The organism is Rhizobium sp. CECT 9324 (assembly GCF_918741265.1).
In the GTDB taxonomy this organism is placed as follows: Bacteria; Pseudomonadota; Alphaproteobacteria; order Rhizobiales; family Rhizobiaceae; genus Allorhizobium.
Genome location: NZ_CAKKMZ010000002.1, coordinates 570,150 through 589,282, shown reverse-complemented (window position 1 = coordinate 589,282; position 19,133 = coordinate 570,150). Strand labels below are relative to the sequence as shown.

Sequence of the window (19,133 nt, the reverse complement as noted above, 5' to 3'; positions counted from 1 at the left end):
GAACTGCCACATAATACGTATGACAACTTTGCCGGAGGAGGCAAAGAGAGGATATACGCATATGACGCCGCAAGAAATCAAGGTCGCGCTTGGCGCCGGCCTGTTGTCTTTCCCTGTCACGCATTTTGATAGCGAAGGCCAGTTTCAGCCAGACAGCTATGGCAAACATGTCGAATGGTTGTCCGGTTATGATGCGCCAGTCCTCTTTGCCGCAGGCGGCACCGGTGAGTTCTTCTCCCTGTCCCCCAGTGAGATTCCGCGCATCGTCGCAACCGCCAAGGAAGCGGCCGGCAAGACAGCGATCGTATCCGGCTGCGGCTATGGCACGGAAATGGCCATCGAGATCGCCCGCGCCGCTGAACAGGCCGGGGCCGACGGGATCCTGCTTCTACCGCACTATCTGATCGATGCCCCACAGGAAGGCATCTACAACCACGTCAAGCGCGTGTGCCAGTCGGTCGGTATCGGCGTCATGGTCTATAACCGCGACAACTCGGTCATCGGTGTCGACGTGCTTCAGCGCCTGTGCGATGCCTGCCCGAACCTTGTCGGCTTCAAGGACGGGACCGGCGAAATCGGATTGATCCGTCAGATCACCGCAACACTTGGTGACCGCCTCACCTATCTCGGCGGCATGCCGACGGCGGAACTGTTTGCCGAGGCCTATCTCGGCGCCGGGTTCACCACCTATTCGTCGGCAGTGTTCAACTTCGTTCCGGGATTGGCCGTCGATTTCTACAAGGCATTGCGCGCCGGCGAACGCGAACGCTGCGAAACCATCCTGAAGGACTTCTTCTACCCCTTCATGGAACTGCGTGGCCGCCGCAAGGGCTATGCCGTGTCGGCCGTCAAGGCCGGTGTGCGTCTGCAGGGCTTCAATGCCGGCAAGGTTCGCCCGCCGCTCGATGACCTTACGCCGGCGGAAGAAGAGATCCTCGCCAAGCTGATCGAACCCTGGAAGCGTTGATATGAAGATCGTCGACGTCCGCACCCATCTACTCGAGCACCGCCTCACTGTCCCGTTCCAGAGCGCTTCCATGCGCTTTGACCGGCGGGCTCATGTGCTCGTCGAGATTGTGTGCGACGATGGCACCACGGGCTGGGGTGAATGCCTCGGTCCTGCGCGGCCGAATGCGGCTGTGGTTGCCGCCTACAAGCCATGGCTGATCGGTGCCAATCCTCTGGAAACCGAGAAAATATGGGCAACACTCTACAATGCGCTGCGTGATCAGGGCCAACGTGGCCTGACCCTCACCGCCCTGTCCGGCATCGATATCGCGCTGTGGGATATCAAGGGTAAACATTTCAACGCCCCGATCTCGATCCTGCTCGGCGGCCGCTTCCGCGAAACCGTCAAGGCCTATGCCACCGGTAGTTTCAAGCGCGATGGCGTCGATCGTGTCGAAGACAATGCCACAGATATCGCGGCCTACCGGTCGCAAGGTTTCCATGCCTCGAAGATCAAGGTCGGCTTCGGTATCGAAGAGGACCTGCGGGTGATCAAGGCGGCGCGCGAAGCCGCCGGCTCCGATATGCGCCTGATGGCCGACGGCAATCATGGTTACGGCGTGCTGGAAGCGGTTGAGTTCGGCCATCGTGCTGCCGAATACGGTCTCGACTGGTTCGAGGAACCGGTCGTCCCGGAACAGCTCGCATCCTACCGCGAAGTGCGCGCAAAACAGCCGATTCCGGTTGCCGGCGGCGAGACCTGGCACAGTCGCTGGGGCATGAAAGAGCCGATCGAAACGCGTTGCATCGATATTGTCCAACCGGACCTGGCAGGCGTCGGCGGCTTCACCGAAGCCAAGCGGGTAGCCGACCTCGCAGCCCTGCACGGCGTGCGTGTGGTTCCGCATGTCTGGGGCACGGCTGTCCACATCGCAGCTGCGCTGCAATTTATTGCCGCCATGGTGCCCGATCCGGTCCGTGTCAATCCGATCGAACCGATCCTCGAATTCGACCGCACCGACAATCCGTTCCGTCAGGCGGTGATCAAAACCCCGATCGAACATCAGAACGGCGTTGTCGCCATCCCGAATGGTCCAGGCCTTGGCATCGAGATCAACCGCGATGCCCTCGCCGACTTCAAGATGAAGGACGACTGATGACACTCGTTCGCCCCCTTTCCGGTCGCAAACCAAACGTCGCGCTCCCGAAGGGGGCGATCGACACCCAGATGCATGCCTATCTGCCGGGCTTTCCCGCGATCGAAGGTGGCCCACCATTGCCGGCTGGCGAATTGCCAAGCCCATCGCAATACCGCGAATTCATGAAATGGATCGGCATCGACCGGGTGATCGTCACCCAGGGCAATGCCCACCAGCGCGACAACAACAATCTGATCGCCTGCCTGAAGGACTTCGGGGACCTCGCCTGGGGTGTGGCTGCCGTCAATGGCCAAGCGACCGAAGCCGAACTTGATGACCTGGCTGCTGCCCGCGTCATCGGCCTTCGCATCATGGATCTGCCGGGCGGCGGCGTCGACCTGACCCATCTGGAAGCCGTCGACGCAATTGCCGCGAGCCGCAACTGGATGCTTGCCGTGCAATTCGACGGCAGCAACATCGTCGATCACGAAGCCCGTCTGTCCAGGCTGAAATCACGCTGGGTGCTCGATCACCACGGCAAGTTTTTCTGCGGCGTGACACCGGACAGCCCGCAGGTGGCCGCGGCAAAACGTTTGATCGACCGCGGCAATTGCTGGTTCAAATTTGCCGGCGCTTACGAATCGTCGAAGACCGGGGCGCCTGATTTCGCCGATGTGGCTGAGGTTGGCCGCACGATTGCGGCGCACGCGCCCGAACGCATCGTCTGGGGATCGAACTGGCCGCACAATCTGGCGAAGACACATGCCGATTATCCCGATGACGCTGCCCTTACCGACACAATTCTTGGCTGGCTGGCTGATGATGCCGACCGCCATCTCGCACTCGTGGACAACCCCGAGCAGCTCTTCGGCCTTGAACCAATGGGGAGCAAGGGGACCTGAGAGTTTACCGTCAAACCTGGGAGGTTTTGGCGGATCATTTAAAAGAGGAGGAAGACATGAAAACTGCCGCAATGCTGAGCCTCGCGATGGGGCTGACACTGGGTGCTGGCGCGCTGAATGCGCAAGAGATCACGCTGCGCTCCGCCGATATCCATCCGGATGGCTATCCGACCGTGGATGCGGTCAAATATATGGGCGAACTGGTTTCCCAGAAAACCAATGGCCGCATCAAGATCCAGGTCATGAACAATGCCACGCTCGGCACTGAAAAAGACACGATCGAACAGACCCGCTTCGGCGTCATCGACATGAACCGGGTCAACAGCGCACCATTCAACAACCTCGTTCCGGAAACCGTCGTCTTCGGCCTGCCCTTCCTGTTTCGCGATACCGAACACATGCACAAGGTCGTCGATGGCCCGATCGGCGACGAAGTGCTGGCCGCATTCGAGCCGCACGGCCTGATCGGGCTTGCCTTCTACGATTCCGGCGCGCGCTCGTTCTATTCGACCAAGAAGCCGATCGAGAAACTCGCCGACCTCAAGGGCATGAAGGTGCGTGTCCAGCAGTCGGATCTGTGGATCGCGATGATGGAAGCCTTCGGTGCCAACCCGACCCCGATGCCTTTTGGCGAAGTCTATTCCTCGCTTGAAACCGGCGTCGTTGATGCTGCCGAAAACAACTGGCCTTCCTACGAATCCTCGCGTCACTTCGAAGTGGCGAAGAACTACACGTTGACAGACCATTCGCTGACCCCGGAAATCCTGGCGATCTCGAAGATCACCTGGGACAAGCTGACCCCGGAAGATCAAACGGTGTTGCGCGAGGCTGCAAAGGAATCCGTCGGCAAAATGCGTGAGCTGTGGCAGGCCCGCGAAAAGGCCTCGGAAGAGAAAATCCGTGCGTCGGGTGCGAACATCATCACGGTCGACAAGGCGGAATTCTCCGCAGCGATGCAGCCTGTCTATGACAAATTCATCACCGATCAGAAGATGAAGGACCTCGTCAAGCGCGTCCAGGACGTGAAGTAATATAAGGGCCCGGCCGGATCACACGATCCGGCCGGTTTTCATTCGCGGACTTGCATTGTGGCCGTCGATCCGCCGCGGCTGTGGAGGAGACTATGTTGCGCTTTATGAGGGCCATTCGCCCGGGGCTTGGCCGCCTGAGCCAGCTATGCCTGTATATTTCAGGTATCGGCCTGGTTGCGATGACCGTGATCATCGGATGGCAGATCTTTGCCCGATACATATTGAACGATACGCCGAGTTGGTCGGAACCGCTTTCGCTCTTGCTGATGTCGTGGTTCATTCTGCTTGGATCCGCCGTCGGCGTGCGCGAAAGCGTGCATCTCGGCCTCGATTTCGTCCGCCACGGTGCATCGAAACCCATTCAAAAAACCATGGATCTGGTCAGCCTCGGATTGATTGTCCTGTTCGGCATCGCCATGAGCTATTACGGCGCGCTGCTTGCCATCGGCACCTGGACTGCAACCATTCCCGTTCTTGGCCTGCCCGGCGGCGTCGATTTCTTCCCGCTGATCGCGGGCGGAGCCATCATCGCCATCTTTGCCGCAGAGCGCTTCGTTGACGTTGCCATCGGCGAGGAAATCGCCGCAACCGTTGTTGTCCAGGAGGCTGCGTGATGGCCTATACCGTTTTATTCGGCGTCTTTACCTTCTTGATGATGATCGGCATGCCGATCGCCTTCTGCCTGGGCATCGCCTCGCTGGCCACCGTCCTCTACATGGGCCTGCCGCCGATCGTCGTCTTCCAGCAGATGAATTCAGGCATGAACGTCTTTGCCATGATGGCCATACCGTTCTTCATCTTCGCTGGCGACCTAATGGTGCGTGGTGGCATAGCAACCCGCCTGATCCGATTTGCGGCCGGCATTGTCGGCCATCTCCGTGGTGGGCTGGGACAGGTCAATATCGTTGCATCCACCTTGTTTGGCGGCATTTCCGGCTCGGCCGTCGCCGATGCCTCGGCCGTAGGTGGCCTGATGATCCCGCAAATGGCAGCACGCGGTTATGACCGCGGTTATGCCGTCAACGTCACGGTCAATGCCGCGATCATCGCACTGATGATCCCGCCGTCGCACAACATGATCCTGTATTCGATTGCCGCGGGAGGTAATGTCTCTGTCGCCGATCTGTTTACGGCCGGCATCATTCCCGGACTGCTGCTGGCGGCAGCGCTGATGGTGACGGCCTATATCGTGGCGCGTCGCCGTGGTTATCCGTCTGAGCCCTTCCCCGGCTTCTACAAGCTCGGCTACTACTTCCTCTCGTCGCTGCCCGGCATTCTTCTCATTGGCATCATCTTCGGCGGTGTGCGCTCGGGCATCTTCACCGCGACGGAGAGCTCCTGCATTGCCGTTCTCTATGCCTTTCTCGTCGCTATGCTCGTTTACCGCGAACTGAACTGGGACGGCTTCATCGAGGCCGTCCTGGGAGCTGTGCGGACCACAGCGATGGTTCTGCTGGTAATCGGCACAGCTGCGTCCTTCGGCTGGCTCATGGCCTTCCTGCAGGTCCAGACACTGCTGGTTCAGGCGATCGGCGCAATCTCCGACAACCCGATCATCGTACTGTTGATGATCAACATCATCCTGCTCTTGCTCGGCACGTTCATGGATATGGCACCGATGGTAATCATCGCAACACCGGTGCTGCTGCCAGTGGTGAAAGCCTTTGGCATCGACCCAGTGCATTTCGGTGTAGTGATGATCCTCAACGCTGGCATCGGTCTGAACACGCCACCGGTCGGAACTGTGCTGTTTGTCGGTTGCGCGGTGGGCGGCATCACCATCCGCGAAGCGATGAAGACAATCTGGCCATTCTTCGGCGCCAGCATCGCGGTGCTGATGGCCGTCACCTATATCCCGGCGCTATCGCTTTGGCTGCCCAGCCTGTTCAAGTAGGTCTACCTTGAATCCTAGCCGACATCTCGCGGGGGCTTCGGCCCCCGCCTTTTTTTCCCACCGCCGGCTAGGATCTTGCACTTTGCGCAACACCGCTAAGCAAAACGTTAGTTTCACCAATCAAACCGATAGATTATCGCCATTTCGCATACCCCGTCCGTCGGATTAGACTGCTTGCAGATTAGCTCCAGCACCGGTGGACCATGACAGCACCCAGCCCTTCGGAAAAAGCCTTCGTTCCCTTCGTCAGCGTCGAAAACATGATGCGCCTTGTGCATCACATCGGGATCGAAACCGTCCTGACCGAGCTCACGGATGTCATCGAAGCCGATTTCCGCCGCTGGCCGCTTTTCGACAAGACGCCGCGCGTGGCGTCACACTCCCGCGAGGGCGTGATCGAGTTGATGCCGACTTCCGACGGTGAAATCTACGCGTTCAAATACGTCAACGGCCATCCGAAAAACATGGCCCAGGGACTACAGACCGTTACGGCATTCGGGCTGCTGGCTGAGGTCTCCACCGGCTATCCGGTTCTGCTCACCGAAATGACGCTATTGACCGCCCTGCGCACGGCGGCGACCTCAGCCATGGCCGCCCGCCATCTGGCACCCAAGGGTGCGAAGACCATGGCAATGATCGGCAATGGCGCACAGGCGGAATTCCAGGCTTTGGCAATGAAGGCCCTGCTCGGCATCGACAAGATCCGGCTCTATGACATCGACCATCATGCCAGCGACAAGGTCGCCCGCAATCTGGCGGGCTCAGGTCTGGCCGTCACCGTATGCACATCGGCCCAATCAGCGATCGAGGGCGCCGAGATCATCACCACCTGCACTGCCGACAAGCAGAATGCAACGATCCTGACCGACAACATGGTTGGGTCAGGGGTTCATATCAATGCAATCGGCGGCGACTGCCCCGGCAAGACGGAACTGCACAAGGACATCCTAAAGCGTGCAGATACCTTTGTCGAATACCCGCCGCAGACGCGCATCGAAGGCGAGATCCAGCAGATGGATCCCGACTATCCGGTGACAGAGTTGTGGAAGGTGGTGACCGGCGAAGTTATCGGGCGTCGCGAGCCGGGCCAGATCACCCTGTTCGACAGCGTTGGTTTTGCCGTCGAGGATTTTTCCGCCCTGCGCTATGTGCGAACCAAACTTGAAGGCACCGGCTTCTACCAGGATATCGACATCATTGCTGATCCGGACGATCCGCGCGACCTGTTCGGCATGCTCCAGCGGGCAAAGGACTGAGATCTACCCTTTGAATGGCCAATTTTTTGGGCGCGGCTCCAGCCAACACGGCAGGGTACCAAGAATTCACATATTCGGTGCTGAACAACCCGTTCTCGCCCCGATGCGGGTAGAGGACCGCCGTGGCGATGCGAGCCATCTGGCCGAGCAGCAGGAATGTTTGTGACTTGCCTCGATGGTCGCCAGTATACGCGCAGTCTTTGCCCCTTCGATTGGCCCTTCAGCGAGACACGGTCGATACATGGATGGTGTTCAACGGTTCGGACGCGAGCAGCATGGACAAACCATCTCAAGCCGGTCAGATGGGTGAGCACTTCGGTGTGGCCATCGCTATGATGGCTGGTGAGATTCATCTGCTCCTTGTTGATAGGCGCGATTACAATGACACCGGCCCGGCCGCTCACGGCAAGATGGGCGGCGCGGCGTGTCGGCGTGTCGTAAGTGACGGGCTTGTGCGCCTGCGCATACAGGGCATCGTCTACGTACGCTTCGGCGCCGGCTCATTTGTAAGCGCCCAAGGCTCGTCTTCCGCCCCGCTGTCTTACTTGCCGGTCAAGACGATCGCCGATATCCAGCGGTGTTGCGAATTCCGTCTAACCATTGAACCTGCCGTCGCCTATTTCGCCGCCAAGCGCCGGGATGAAGCCGCAATCCAGAAGATTGCAGCGGCTCTGGACGAATTGCGGGAAGCGACCAGTCACCAGCATCTTCTCACCGATGCCGACTACGTTTTCCATCGTGCGGTCACGGAAGCTGCAAACCATCACTATTACACAGCCTCACTTGATGCCTTGAAGGCCCAATCGCCGTCGTCGTGCATCTGCCCGACCTGTCCCTGCTCGGTCCTAAACTCGGCCTCGAGAAGGTTCTATAAAAAACACAACTCGATGTACCGAGCGATTGCCGAGGGACGGGCAGATGATGCCAAGAGCGCCATGCTCAAAGATCTGGAAGGCTCTCGTGATCGTCTGTTCCAAGGCCGCGCGCTCGATCTCTCTATCTAGGCTGACCGCTACGTGAGCAACCCCGTGGATTTTCGGGGTAACACTCCCGCCTTACCTTAAGGGATCACGGCGCCCACGCTCGAGGATTTGCGTAGAGGATTTCCTCGGCTTCCTCGAGTTCCATCTGCATGACCCGCCGGCCCAGTTCGAAACCGAAACCATTGCGGGCGAACGACGAGAATTCCTTTGCGCGCTGCTTTTCATCCGCGTCGGCTTTGCGAAACGGACCGAAGGCGCGCTTGCGGGCAAGAACGACGGCTGCGCGCAGATCGTCAGCCTCATCGAGCACCGACGCGACTATCTCCCGATCGACCCCTTTTTCACTGAGCTTGCGGGCGATTGCCCGTTTCGACTTGCCGCTGCGCGCTGCCGAGTTGGAGCGGATCTCCGCATAGGCATGATCGTCGAGCACCTTCATGTCACGACCGAACCCGACCGCGAAATTCCCGAGCGCCTTAAGTTGCGCCTCGGAAATCCCTTCAAACTTCTGTTTTGCCTTGCGCATGATCGCGTCGGCCAATTCGCGCTCTGTCATCATCCGCTTTGCCAGCCGGTAGGCGGCGGAATTGCGAGCCCAGGACAGCATCCTGGCTGTGGGCATCTCAATTTCATCCGCCGGGCTCGTCATCACATCCATCAAATCATCCTACCGAAACGCTTCACTGGCGAAAAGGCCGCCACACATGCCCGTCAACTTTCGTTGACAGCTGTCAACGTTTACATGTCATCGGGCGCCACTTTCACTGTCCGACCGCCGTTCATTCCGTTTGTCGCTCAAGCGCCTGCAGCATCGGATAGACGCTGAATGCCGATTTCTCAGCCTTGCGGGTCAGATCGCGCAGATAGCCGCCCGGCGAGCGGATCTCATCGGCACGCTCCAGCATGATCGCCACAACGATAGATGCAGCCTGTTCGCCCATCGCCGCCTTGGCTTTCTGCCAGGCGTCGGGTGAAACCCCGAGCATAGAGCGAACGAGATCGGCCGCGCGGATCAAATCCTGCCAACCACTCATGCCGCCGCGGGCATAGTCGCCGATTTGCGGGCAGATCCGCTTCATTCGTTCGAGGCTTATCGCCATCTTGCGGTTTGGAGCCAATGCCGTATCGCCTGGCTTCGCGTTTTCTATGACTCTTTGGCCTTCTAATTCAAATGGTAGGTCTGTATTTGAATTCTGTATATGATGCTCACTAAGGGAGTCATTGCCGCTCATTTCTTCTTCTGAGAGCGATGAAAGATAAGCGTTTTCGACCTTAATCCGGAATGCAATCAGGCGCTCGCGAAGAGCGTTCAAAAGTGCCGGATCGTAGCCTCGCGGCAGGCTGCCAAAAGACATTTCCTGAAACTCAGTCGCAATCTCCGCCCAGCCACCGTCACGGCCCTCTTCCAGGGCGGTGGTGATGATCTTGGAGATGTCGCGCAAGTGCAGGGTCACCTCCGAGCGCTGTGCACGGATCATACGCGCCTGAGCGCGGGCCTGCTCTGCCAGAGACAGGATCTCCGACGACTTCAACGCCAGCGGAGCGAGGTCAAAGCCGAAAGCATCCTCGACAACACCATTGTCGTCCCGGCGGCAGAAGCGCTTGCCGTTGGCGCTGTCGCGGCGAAACAAAAGGCCAGCCTCGACCAATGCCGTCAGATGTCGGCGGATCGTGGCCGGAGCCATGCCCCGTGCCCTCAGTGACAGTTCTCGATTGGAGGGGAAAACGATGATCGGGTTGGCGCCATCCAGCACACGGTCGGTGGTGAAGCTGACCAGCGCCTCGAGCAGCCCGATTGCCCTGTCGCTCAGGCCAAAATGGTCTCGAGCTTCGGTCAAAGCCCGAATGAGCTGCCACTTGTCGCTGGCGCCCTTGTCATTGCCGCCGTCGCCGGCGCGTAGTTTTTCTTGCCTCTCAGCAACCGACGCCTGGCGGGCAAAAAGCCGCGCAGTCATCCGGCCGCCGCCAAAAGGCGTCGTTGCCAGTCTCTCCACCATGTTCAGGTCCTCTGTGAGGAGGCAAGAAGGACCCGAATAACGTGAAATTCAGCAATAGTTTCAATATCCGGACTCGACATCACTGTCGCCGACTCTTGACTTTGCCTGCTGGAAGTGATTCTCTCGGATTGCTACATAGGAGAGGGGCTTCCGGAACGTCAGGTTTTGGGGGCCTTTTTCTTGTCTCCGCGCTTCCTTTCTTGGGTTTCGCGATGTTTCAATCAGTGTCAGTTCGGCAATTCAGGTCCGGGATCCGATGCTCACACTTAGCAAAGCGAAGGGCTAGCAATGTAGCCCCGCGTCATTTGCCTGTTTCCTTAGCCCTCAGATGTGTCGCATAGGCCTCGTTCACATGCGCCGATAGCGCATCGATGAAGGCCTGGTCCACGTCCTTGGCAAAATCAATCTTGACCGCCCTGCCCTGCCGTTTGTAAGCCGCAAAAACACGACCTCCTGGCGCAAGCAACTGATCCGGTTCCGGCTTGTGCGCACCAGTATTGCGCGCCAGCCGGGCAAACAGCTGCTCGAAACGGCGATCGGTCTCGGCTTCCTTGAAAGCCGCGACCTTGATCTCGTCCTGGGCCTTCTCGTTGCCGGCCGGGCGGGCATAGAGTTCGACGAGTTTCATCCAGCGATCCCGGCCAGCTTTTGGCGCCGGACCAATAGCGCGAACGATATGCTCCGGAATGCCTTCGGCGACCTGAATGAGGCGCGAGAGTTCGGATTTCTGCACCGAAAGTGCGTCACCGATCAGCTTGCGATCAAACCCTCTTGTGACAAGAGTCTGGGCAAAAACAGCGCGCTCGATAAACGATAGATTTCGCCGCTCGGCATTTTCCTTGCCCTGGGCGAGCACCAGCTCGTCATCGGACAGTGCGCGAACCAGCGCCTTGACCTCGATGCCCAGGGTTTGGGCCGCGCGCATGCGCCGATGGCCATAGGCAACCTGATAACGACCTTCATCGTCGGGATGCGGTCGCACCAGAATGGGAACCTGCTGGCCGCTTTCGCGCATGCTCTCGACCAGCTCGATAAATTGCGGGTCATTGACTTCGCCCTGGCTCAGGCGGTCTGAGATGAAGGAGGCATCCACACGCGCAGTATCGAGCGAAATTACACGCTCGCCCTCTTCGAGGGCCTGGCGAAGTTGACGCGCCTCTTCAGCCTCACGCGCAATCGAGGATAGAGAGAGCCCCATGGCCTTGACCGCGCCCGATGCACTGCGCGCGGGCGCCGCATTGGTTTCGGTCTGGCCAGACGGCACATGAGGGCCCTGGCTGGTTTCAGGCGGCTCGCTGGCTTCGGCAACGGACTTTGTTTCGGGTGCGGGGGTCAGCGCCTCACCAAACAGGGCCTTGATCGAATTCTTGCGGTCGCGTCCCGTTGTCATGCCGGTCGCCCCCAAGCTGCGTGGATCAAGGCTTCCACTTCAGAATTCACCGCGTCCAACGATTCCATCGCACGATCGTAGGTCCCGCGCGTGAAGTTCTCCCGCCCGACTTCATAGAGGGTCTGTTTGGTCAGACCAGCATCTGACACCGCGGTCGACTTCAGCATGGGGGCCGTCAGGACACGTTCGCCAAATAGCGACCGCAGGAAGCCGACAATCTGTGTCTGTGGTCCGTCATGCGGTTCGACGCGGGTGACGAGATAGCGCAGGAAGTCGAAATTCAGCTGACCACCTGCCTCGCGCACCACGGCCAGAAGATCCGACGTCATGAACAGGAACTGGCTCATCGAGGCCACGTCGAGCATCTGCGGATGCACCGTGACCAGGACCGAGGTTGAGGCACAAAGCGCCGACAGAGTAAGATAGCCAAGCTGCGGTGGGCAATCGATGATCACAACATCATAGTCGTCGGCGACTGTGGCCAATGCCGCCTGGACGCGGGTAAAGAACAGCGAATGCGTATCACCTGCGCGACGCTCGGCAAGAGCTCGCGGAGTTGCGTGCTCAAATTCCTGCAACTCAAGATTACCTGGAAGCAGGTCTAGATTGTGGAAATAAGTCTTGCGGATAATGTCTTTCAACGGCCGCACTTCGCCGTCATATCGGATCGCACCATAAATCGTGTCATTGCCGACAAGATCCAATTCCGGCTGGTAGCCGAAAAGAGCCGAAAGAGATGCTTGCGGATCGAGGTCAACAGCAAGTACGCGATGACCCGTCATGGCGAGATACTGGGCCAGATGCACGGAAGACGTCGTCTTGCCGGAACCGCCCTTAAAATTGGTGACGGAAATGATCTGCAAGTGCTCTCCACGCGCAGGATCGCGCCATTTTACATACGAGCGCGCCTTGGCGTCATTGCCCTTGGCGCGGGCCTGATCTGCCAGGAAATGGCGTAGGGCGTCGATATCGGCAAGCGAATAATACCGCCGTCCCCCCGTACCGACCTTCGGCTGCGGTCCTTCGCCGGCAAGCGAGAGCTGGCGCAGGTATCCATCCGATACGCCAATCAGGCGCGCCGCCTCACCCGAAGTGAACGAGCGCAGTGTCTTTTGCGATGTCGGCGGAAACAACCTCTCGCGCATCGCTTTCAATTGGGCCGAAAGCGCCTGCGCGTCTTCGGCGATGGTCTCGTCGGCAGGGCGCAATTTAATTGCCTCTTCCTGTGTTGCCGTGATCGATGGACTGCCCATCAGACCTTCTCCATTCTTTTCGCCGTACCGAACAACCTCGCAGCCGTGGCGCGCTTTCGTCGAAACAGGCACACTGATTCTACATCTGCGATTCTTCCCGCCATGGAAATACGTGATTGCGGGAAACAACAGGCTTTTTAGTAATTTACGGCAAAGCCTCGCTGTTGCGGCTTTTATCCGTAACAGCGTGTGACATCGACCGAGTCGCGTCAAGAGAATTCTGTCTCCGGCTCACTGAGGTGGCAGGCCATTCTCGGCATGAGGCTCACGTGACATAATATTGTCGGCGTTTTCGGACCACGACAAAACGATCGCTATCTCGGACATGGTGGTCCACAACCTACTACGGCCATCTCCAAGCTGCGAACAAAAGAGCCCCAATTTCACGGTCATTGCTACCTAAGACCAGTTTTTTCTGTTAGGCACAGTGCCAATGAAGACAGCATACCAGACACAGCCATCTGAAAAAGACTGCCGTCTGATGCCACCCCTTGGCACAGGCGATCGGCGTGCGCTGGCAATTTTCGTCTCAGCCTTGCAATCCCTGGTGTTTCTACTGCTGCTTCTGCAAGGCGACTGGGGCCAGGCGCGACAAAACCATCTGGGCCGTGGTCAGGCACTCGCCGACGCACAGGATACGAGAGATCTTCTTACCACGGGATCCGAAACACCAAGAGCATTGGCTGCCAGCGCCGACCGCCAGCGCGGCAAGGCACGCCCCGGCGATGCGCCTGAGGCCACACCTCCTTGCCAAGTAAGCCAGATATCTCGTCCCGACGGAAATTCTCGGCATGCCGACGCACATCAGGTCCAGCCAAACCGGTTCGAAAGCTCTGCCTACCGGGCGCGGGCGCCGCCTAGGCGCGTGATCTGACGCTTTCACGCCCATAACAAAAAAGGCCGCGTCGCGCCGTGCACTCCCTTCGTAGCTGAAGCTTGCGAGAGGAATCCCAATGGCGGCCGGACCACATTAGGATTTATTCCGTTGAAGAACTCTCCCTGGAAGGTGCTGACCTACGCGGTCATCATCATCATCGGCGTGCTAATTGCATTGCCCAACATCCTCTCCGAAAAAACGCTTGCCTCCTGGCCATCCTGGCTACCGTCGAGCAAGATTTCGCTTGGCCTCGATCTCCGCGGCGGATCGCATCTGGTGCTGGAGGTCGACAGACCGTCGCTGGAAGCCGAATGGCTGCAGAACCTGACGCAGGACGCGCGTAACAATCTGGACGCTGCAAAGATCGCCACAACGTCCATCCGTCGTGAACAAAACGACGTCGTGGTCACGGTCCGGGACCCGGCCCAGCGCCCGGCAGCACAGACGGAACTTGCCAAACTGGTCAATCAGGTCACCTGGGGCACCTCCATCGGCGTGTCGGATCTCGACATTGCTGCCCGCGGCGACAGCGCCATTGCAGTGCGGCCATCCGAGATTGGCCTCTCCCATCGCATCAGCGGTGCCGTCGACCAGAGTCTCGAAATCATCCGCCAACGCGTCGACCAGGTCGGTGTTGCCGAACCGACAATCCAGCGTGTTGGTGCGGACCGCGTTTTGGTCCAGCTCCCGGGCGAACAGGATCCCTCGCATCTCAAACAGCTCCTCGGCTCCACCGCGAAGATGAGCTTCCATCTGCTCGGACGCGCAGGCGAACGCGGCGTATCGGAGCTCAAGGACGAAGAGGGACAGATTTATCCTGTCGAGGACCGCGTGCTGCTTTCGGGAGATCGACTGACCGATGCCCGCGTCGCTTTCGATCCCAACAACAATCAACCTGTTGTCAGTTTCCGCTTCGACCAGACGGGCGCCACCCGCTTTGCCGATATTACAAGCCAGAATGTCGGAAATCCCTTTGCCATCGTCCTTGACGGGACAGTCCTCAGTGCGCCAGTCATTCGCGAACCCATTACCGGCGGCGCTGGCCAGATTTCCGGGTCGTTTACCGTTGAAGGCGCCAATACGCTTGCGGCTCTTCTCAGAGCCGGCGCGCTTCCTGCGAAGTTGAACGTGATCGAAGAGCGCACGGTCGGCGCAGATCTTGGCGGCGATGCGATCGAACGTGGCATTCTGTCCGGCCTCGCTGGCTTCGCCCTTGTCATGGGCTTCATCCTGCTGCTCTACGGCACCTGGGGCCTGCTCGCGGTCCTTGCCCTTGCCCTCAATGTCATCCTCACTTTTGCAGGCCTCAGCATTATCGGCTCGACGCTGACCCTGCCGGGTATCGCCGGCATTGTTCTGGGCATCGGCCTTGCCGTGGATGCCAATGTTCTCATCAATGAACGTATCCGCGAAGAAAGCCGCAAGGGCCGCGGCGTGCATGCGGCAATCGACCAGGGCTTCCAGAAAGCATATTCCACAATCGTCGACAGCAATGTAACGGCGCTGATTGCAACCATCCTGCTGTTCTGGTTCGGGTCCGGTCCTGTCCGCGGTTTTGCCGTCACGATGGGTCTCGGCATCGCCATCTCCATGTTCACGGCAGTGTCGGTCGTCCGTGTGGCGATGATTTCCATCACGACACGCTTCAAACTGAAGAAGATCAACATCAATGCGCTGCTGCCGATCCGACTGATCCCGGACGGGACGAAGATCGACTTCATGAAGGCGCGTCTGTTCGGCCTCGGCATATCAGCCTTTCTATCGATCTCCTCCATCATCCTTTTCTTCACGCCCGGACTGAACTATGGCGTGGATTTCAAGGGCGGCATACAGATCGAGGTGTCGACGGCAAAGGCTGCCGATCTTGGCGCCTTCCGCGCCGGACTGGAAGGTCTCGGTCTCGGCGAGGTTGCCCTCCAGGAATTCGGCGACAGCAACCACATCCTGTTGCGCGTCGAACGCCAGCCCGGCCCTGAATCGGCACAGAACGAAGCGGTCGAGAAACTCAAGGCGGAGATTCAGACCATAGACCCGACGTCGCAGATCCAGCGGACCGAAGTCGTTGGCCCCAAGGTCAGTGGTGAACTTGCAACCGCCGGCTTTCTCTCCGTGATCCTCGCCAGCATCGCGATGCTGATCTACATCTGGAGCCGGTTCGAATGGCCATTTGCCGTGGGGGCGATTGCGACCCTCATCCTCGATGTGACCAAGACGATCGGCTTCTTTGCCCTGACCGGTCTCGACTTCAATCTTACGGCCATCGCGGCGCTGCTGACGCTGGTCGGCTATTCGGTCAACGACAAGGTGGTCGTCTATGACCGCATGCGTGAAAACATGCGTCTCTACAAGGCGATGCCGTTTCGCGACCTTATCAACCTGTCGATCAATGAAACCCTGGCCCGGAGCATCTTCACTTCGGCCACGGCCTTTCTTGCCATGCTGCCAATGGCGATCTGGGGTGGAAGTGCCGTCGAGAGCTTTGCAATCCCGATGGTCTTCGGGATATTCATTGCCGCGTCGTCATCGGTGTTCATCGCGGCTCCGATCCTGCTTTTCCTGGGCGACTGGCGCACCAGACGCCGCGCGGCAGCCGATGTCGCAGCTCAGGCTGAAGCGGCCTGACCCGATCAGAGACAAACAGAAAAGGCACCCGGTTCGTCCGGGTGCCTTTTTAGGTTCGTAAAGAGCTCGCGAATGTCACGTACCCAACAAGATTGGGCGATCAAGGCTCTTCCTGTTTAGCCGGCACCTTGCCATTCTTGGCCGCCCGGTCCCGATGCAGTGCTGCGCGGGCGAGAAGCATGAAGGTCACCGGTGTGGTGACCGTGACGAAGATACCGATCAGGACTTCGTGGATCACCAGGCGCTGCGAGGTGACCGTGAAGAAGATCATCGATGCCAACATCACGCCGCCAATGCCCCAGCTTGTGCCAAGCGTGGGTGCGTGGAGACGCTCATAAAAGGTTGGCAGACGCAGGAATCCAATGGCCCCGATCAGTGCCAGCGATGCGCCGATCAAAAGAAAGGCGGATACGACGATGGCTGCCCACAGCGGGAGATCAGCGGCTGGCTGCATCATTCGATCACCTCCCCGCGCATCAGGAATTTGGCCAGTGCGACCGTTGCGACGAAGCCGATCATGCCAATCACCAGTGCCGCTTCGAAATACACCACCCGACCGGTGCCGATGCCGAATGTCACCAGCAACAACATCGCATTGATGTAGAGCGTATCCAGGCCAATGATGCGATCCTGCGCGCGCGGACCGCGAAACATTCGGATAGACGCGATCGCCATGGCGCAGGCAAGCAGCAATTGCGAGAGAGACACCGCCGTGAAGAGGATAACCGCGCTCATGCAAAGATCTCCATCAGCAGTTTCTCATAACGGTTCTTAATGGTGCTCACCCAGGCGTCTTCATCAACAAGATCAAGGACATGCAGCAGCACGGTCCGCTCGCGGGAATCATATTCGAGCCAGGCTGATCCCGGCGTGCTGGTCAAAATGACTGCCAACAAGGCCAGCGCCGTGCGATCCTCCAACTCGAGCGGCAGGAGCAGGAACCCGGAATGACGTTCGCTCGATTGACCGCTGAGGATCACTCGTGCCACCGCGAAGTTCGAACGGACGATATCCGAAAATGCCAACAGGAACAGCTTGGGCAACAGGTACCATTTGCGCAGGCGCGGCTTTTCCGGGCGCAAGGCGGCAAAGGCCCAACTGGCAAAAACAGCAACGAATGCCCCGAGAAGCAGATGGCCCAGACTGAAGCCATTGAGCAACAGCCACATGACCACAAGCGAAAGTGTCAGGATCGGATAGGGAAGCATCAATTTCCTCCCGTCTCTTGCGATTGCTGACCGGTGCGCGTTTCAATCGCCGCCGCATTCTTAACAGCATCGATGTAGATAGCCGGATTGCTCAGCGTGCGAATTGTGGTGTCCATGTAGCGCATGGCAGCACCAGCCTGAAGAGTAAGCGCAAGGGTGAGGAACAGGAGGAACATGACCGGCACGAGTTCGATCACCAATACACGCGGAACGGTTCCCTCGATCGATGTCCAGAAGGTTCTGATGCCGGCGCGCGTCATGGCGATCAATGCTGCGACACCTGAAAGGATGACGAGAACGACAAGCGTCCACACACCGGCAGTCGGCGGCACACCCGTTGCACCGGCACCCATCATCGCCGACAACATCGCGAACTTGGCGACGAAGCCGGAAAGCGGCGGCAAACCGGACAAGAGGATGCCAACAGCTGCAAAACACGTGCCGAGGATTGCCATGGTTCCCGGCATGGCAAGTCCGCCACCTTCCTCGACCTCGTCCTCACCCTCGCCATAGGCCTCCATGGTTACCACCAGCACATTCGCTCCGGCATCCTGGCCTCGCTCGACAAGCTCGATCAGCATGAAAAACGCCCCGATCGTGAGGGTCGAACTTACAAGGTAAAGCAAGGCACCGGATGAGACTGCGCCGTCATTGATGCCGAGCACCATCAGCATCGTGCCTGACGAGACAAGCACCGAGTAACCGGCAAGCCGCCCGAGCGCCTGGGAAGCCAGAACGCCGATCGTACCGAACACAACGGTTGCAATTCCACCGAAAAGCAGAAGTTCCGCACCAAATCCGGCAGACGGTCCATCGCCGAATAGGAGCATGGTCAGGCGCAGGATGACATATATCGCCAGCTTGCTGAGAATGGCAAACATGCCGGCAACCGGTGCAGATGCGGCGCTGTACGCGGTCGGCAACCAGAAGCACAAGGGCCACATACCGGCCTTGATCAGAAACGCGATGCCCAGCACACCCGCACCCGCTTCCATCAGCATACGCCGATCAGCCTCCATCTCCGGGATGCGCGCAGCAAGGTCGGCCATGTTGAGCGTACCGGTCGTGCCATAGATCAGACTGACGCCGATCAGGAAGAACAGCGCAGCAACCAGGTTGACGGCGATATAGTGCAGGCCTGCCTTCACCCGCAATGCACCCGAGCCGTGCAGAAGCAGGCCATAGGACGCAGCCAGCATGACTTCAAAAAAGACAAACAGATTGAACAGGTCACCGGTCAGGAAGGCACCATTGACGCCCATCAGCAAGACCTGAAACATCGAATGAAAATGCGCACCCACCGCGTGCCAGCGGGCAAAGGAAAACACCAGGGTTGCCACAGCCAGGAGCGAGGTCAGGGTCAGCATCAGCGCTGACAGCCCGTCGAGCACCAGAACGATGCCGAAAGGTGCCACCCAATTGCCGACAAGATAGACACTGTTGAATGTTTCCGATGCGTTTTGCATCTGTAGCAACAGGATCGAAACGCCTGCAATCGCAAGCGTCGACGCCAGGCTGATCATCGCCTTTGCTACGCGACTGCGTTCATCGACGAACAGCAATGCGGCCGCCGCAATCATCGGCAGCAGGATCGGCAGGATGATCAGATGGTGTTGCCAGCCGCTCATGCGCC

The 19,133-nt window shown here is 58.8% G+C and carries 17 protein-coding genes and 1 pseudogene; 9 read left to right on the top strand and 9 right to left on the bottom strand.

Annotated features, from left to right (window positions below; all coding sequences use genetic code 11):
* Nucleotides 1-61: 61 nt before the first annotated feature.
* The 7 genes from kdgD (at nucleotide 62) to LQ231_RS22615 (ending at nucleotide 7,170) form a co-directional block, all read left to right on the top strand.
* Nucleotides 62-967, top strand: a complete 906-nt coding sequence (gene kdgD, locus LQ231_RS22645) for a 5-dehydro-4-deoxyglucarate dehydratase (RefSeq protein WP_230174128.1) — start codon at nucleotides 62-64, stop codon at nucleotides 965-967.
* Between the two features lies 1 nt (nucleotide 968).
* On the top strand, nucleotides 969-2,105 hold the full coding sequence (locus LQ231_RS22640) for a mandelate racemase/muconate lactonizing enzyme family protein (protein WP_230174126.1): 1,137 nt from the start codon (nucleotides 969-971) through the stop codon (nucleotides 2,103-2,105).
* Nucleotides 2,105-2,989 carry an amidohydrolase family protein gene (locus tag LQ231_RS22635; protein ID WP_290371383.1) on the top strand — a complete coding sequence of 295 codons (885 nt, stop codon included), beginning with the start codon at nucleotides 2,105-2,107 and terminating at the stop codon, nucleotides 2,987-2,989. The genes LQ231_RS22640 and LQ231_RS22635 overlap by 1 nt, the downstream gene beginning before the upstream one ends.
* A gap of 56 nt (nucleotides 2,990-3,045) precedes the next feature.
* Nucleotides 3,046-4,020, top strand: a complete 975-nt coding sequence (locus tag LQ231_RS22630) for a TRAP transporter substrate-binding protein (RefSeq protein ID WP_230174124.1) — start codon at nucleotides 3,046-3,048, stop codon at nucleotides 4,018-4,020.
* 92 nt (nucleotides 4,021-4,112) lie between these two features.
* Nucleotides 4,113-4,634, top strand: a complete 522-nt coding sequence (locus LQ231_RS22625; RefSeq protein WP_230174122.1) for a TRAP transporter small permease — start codon at nucleotides 4,113-4,115, stop codon at nucleotides 4,632-4,634.
* A complete protein-coding gene (locus tag LQ231_RS22620; RefSeq protein WP_113140129.1) occupies nucleotides 4,634-5,914 on the top strand; it encodes a TRAP transporter large permease in 1,281 nt (426 codons plus the stop codon). Before LQ231_RS22625 ends, LQ231_RS22620 begins: the two co-directional genes overlap by 1 nt.
* Before the next feature lie 203 nt (nucleotides 5,915-6,117).
* Nucleotides 6,118-7,170 (top strand): ornithine cyclodeaminase, encoded by a 1,053-nt coding sequence (locus LQ231_RS22615; protein ID WP_230174120.1) that lies wholly within the window; start codon nucleotides 6,118-6,120, stop codon nucleotides 7,168-7,170.
* Between the two features lie 73 nt (nucleotides 7,171-7,243).
* Here the strand turns inward: LQ231_RS22615 and LQ231_RS22610 are convergent.
* A pseudogene (locus LQ231_RS22610) lies at nucleotides 7,244-7,592 on the bottom strand (4-hydroxythreonine-4-phosphate dehydrogenase PdxA); the annotation flags it as partial.
* Here LQ231_RS22610 and LQ231_RS22605 point away from each other — a divergent pair.
* Nucleotides 7,473-8,174: an FCD domain-containing protein gene (locus tag LQ231_RS22605; protein ID WP_356637630.1), complete on the top strand. Its 702-nt coding sequence runs from the start codon at nucleotides 7,473-7,475 to the stop codon at nucleotides 8,172-8,174. The pseudogene LQ231_RS22610 and the gene LQ231_RS22605 sit on opposite strands and share 120 nt — an antisense overlap.
* 64 nt (nucleotides 8,175-8,238) lie before the next feature.
* Here the strand turns inward: LQ231_RS22605 and recX are convergent, their stop codons facing one another.
* From recX to repA, 4 genes are all read right to left on the bottom strand, one after another.
* Nucleotides 8,239-8,811, bottom strand: coding sequence for a recombination regulator RecX (gene recX, locus LQ231_RS22600; protein WP_230174118.1), 573 nt, complete (start codon nucleotides 8,809-8,811; stop codon nucleotides 8,239-8,241).
* Between the two features lie 121 nt (nucleotides 8,812-8,932).
* Nucleotides 8,933-10,150: a plasmid replication protein RepC gene (repC, locus tag LQ231_RS22595; RefSeq protein ID WP_230174116.1), complete on the bottom strand. Its 1,218-nt coding sequence runs from the start codon at nucleotides 10,148-10,150 to the stop codon at nucleotides 8,933-8,935.
* Nucleotides 10,151-10,451: 301 nt separating this feature from the next.
* Nucleotides 10,452-11,540, bottom strand: a complete 1,089-nt coding sequence (gene repB, locus LQ231_RS22590) for a plasmid partitioning protein RepB (RefSeq protein WP_230174114.1) — start codon at nucleotides 11,538-11,540, stop codon at nucleotides 10,452-10,454.
* Complete coding sequence (gene repA / locus LQ231_RS22585) at nucleotides 11,537-12,793, bottom strand: plasmid partitioning protein RepA (RefSeq protein ID WP_230174112.1); 1,257 nt, start codon at nucleotides 12,791-12,793, stop codon at nucleotides 11,537-11,539. The genes repB and repA overlap by 4 nt, the downstream gene beginning before the upstream one ends.
* Before the next feature lie 985 nt (nucleotides 12,794-13,778).
* On the opposite strand from repA, the gene secD reads away from it, so the two are divergent.
* Entirely contained in the window at nucleotides 13,779-16,292 is a 2,514-nt protein-coding gene (secD, locus tag LQ231_RS22580; protein ID WP_230174110.1) for a protein translocase subunit SecD, read from the top strand.
* Nucleotides 16,293-16,392: 100 nt separating this feature from the next.
* On the opposite strand, the gene mnhG is transcribed toward secD, so the two are convergent.
* From mnhG to LQ231_RS22560, 4 genes are read right to left on the bottom strand one after another with little or no spacing between them, the layout of a single operon-like run.
* Nucleotides 16,393-16,749 carry a monovalent cation/H(+) antiporter subunit G gene (gene mnhG, locus LQ231_RS22575; protein WP_230174108.1) on the bottom strand — a complete coding sequence of 119 codons (357 nt, stop codon included), beginning with the start codon at nucleotides 16,747-16,749 and terminating at the stop codon, nucleotides 16,393-16,395.
* Nucleotides 16,746-17,027: a K+/H+ antiporter subunit F gene (locus tag LQ231_RS22570; protein ID WP_113140111.1), complete on the bottom strand. Its 282-nt coding sequence runs from the start codon at nucleotides 17,025-17,027 to the stop codon at nucleotides 16,746-16,748. The genes mnhG and LQ231_RS22570 overlap by 4 nt, the downstream gene beginning before the upstream one ends.
* Nucleotides 17,024-17,500 carry a Na+/H+ antiporter subunit E gene (locus LQ231_RS22565; protein WP_230174107.1) on the bottom strand — a complete coding sequence of 159 codons (477 nt, stop codon included), beginning with the start codon at nucleotides 17,498-17,500 and terminating at the stop codon, nucleotides 17,024-17,026. The genes LQ231_RS22570 and LQ231_RS22565 overlap by 4 nt, the downstream gene beginning before the upstream one ends.
* Nucleotides 17,500-19,128 carry a monovalent cation/H+ antiporter subunit D gene (locus tag LQ231_RS22560; protein ID WP_113140109.1) on the bottom strand — a complete coding sequence of 543 codons (1,629 nt, stop codon included), beginning with the start codon at nucleotides 19,126-19,128 and terminating at the stop codon, nucleotides 17,500-17,502. Before LQ231_RS22560 ends, LQ231_RS22565 begins: the two co-directional genes overlap by 1 nt.
* Nucleotides 19,129-19,133: the final 5 nt, after the last annotated feature.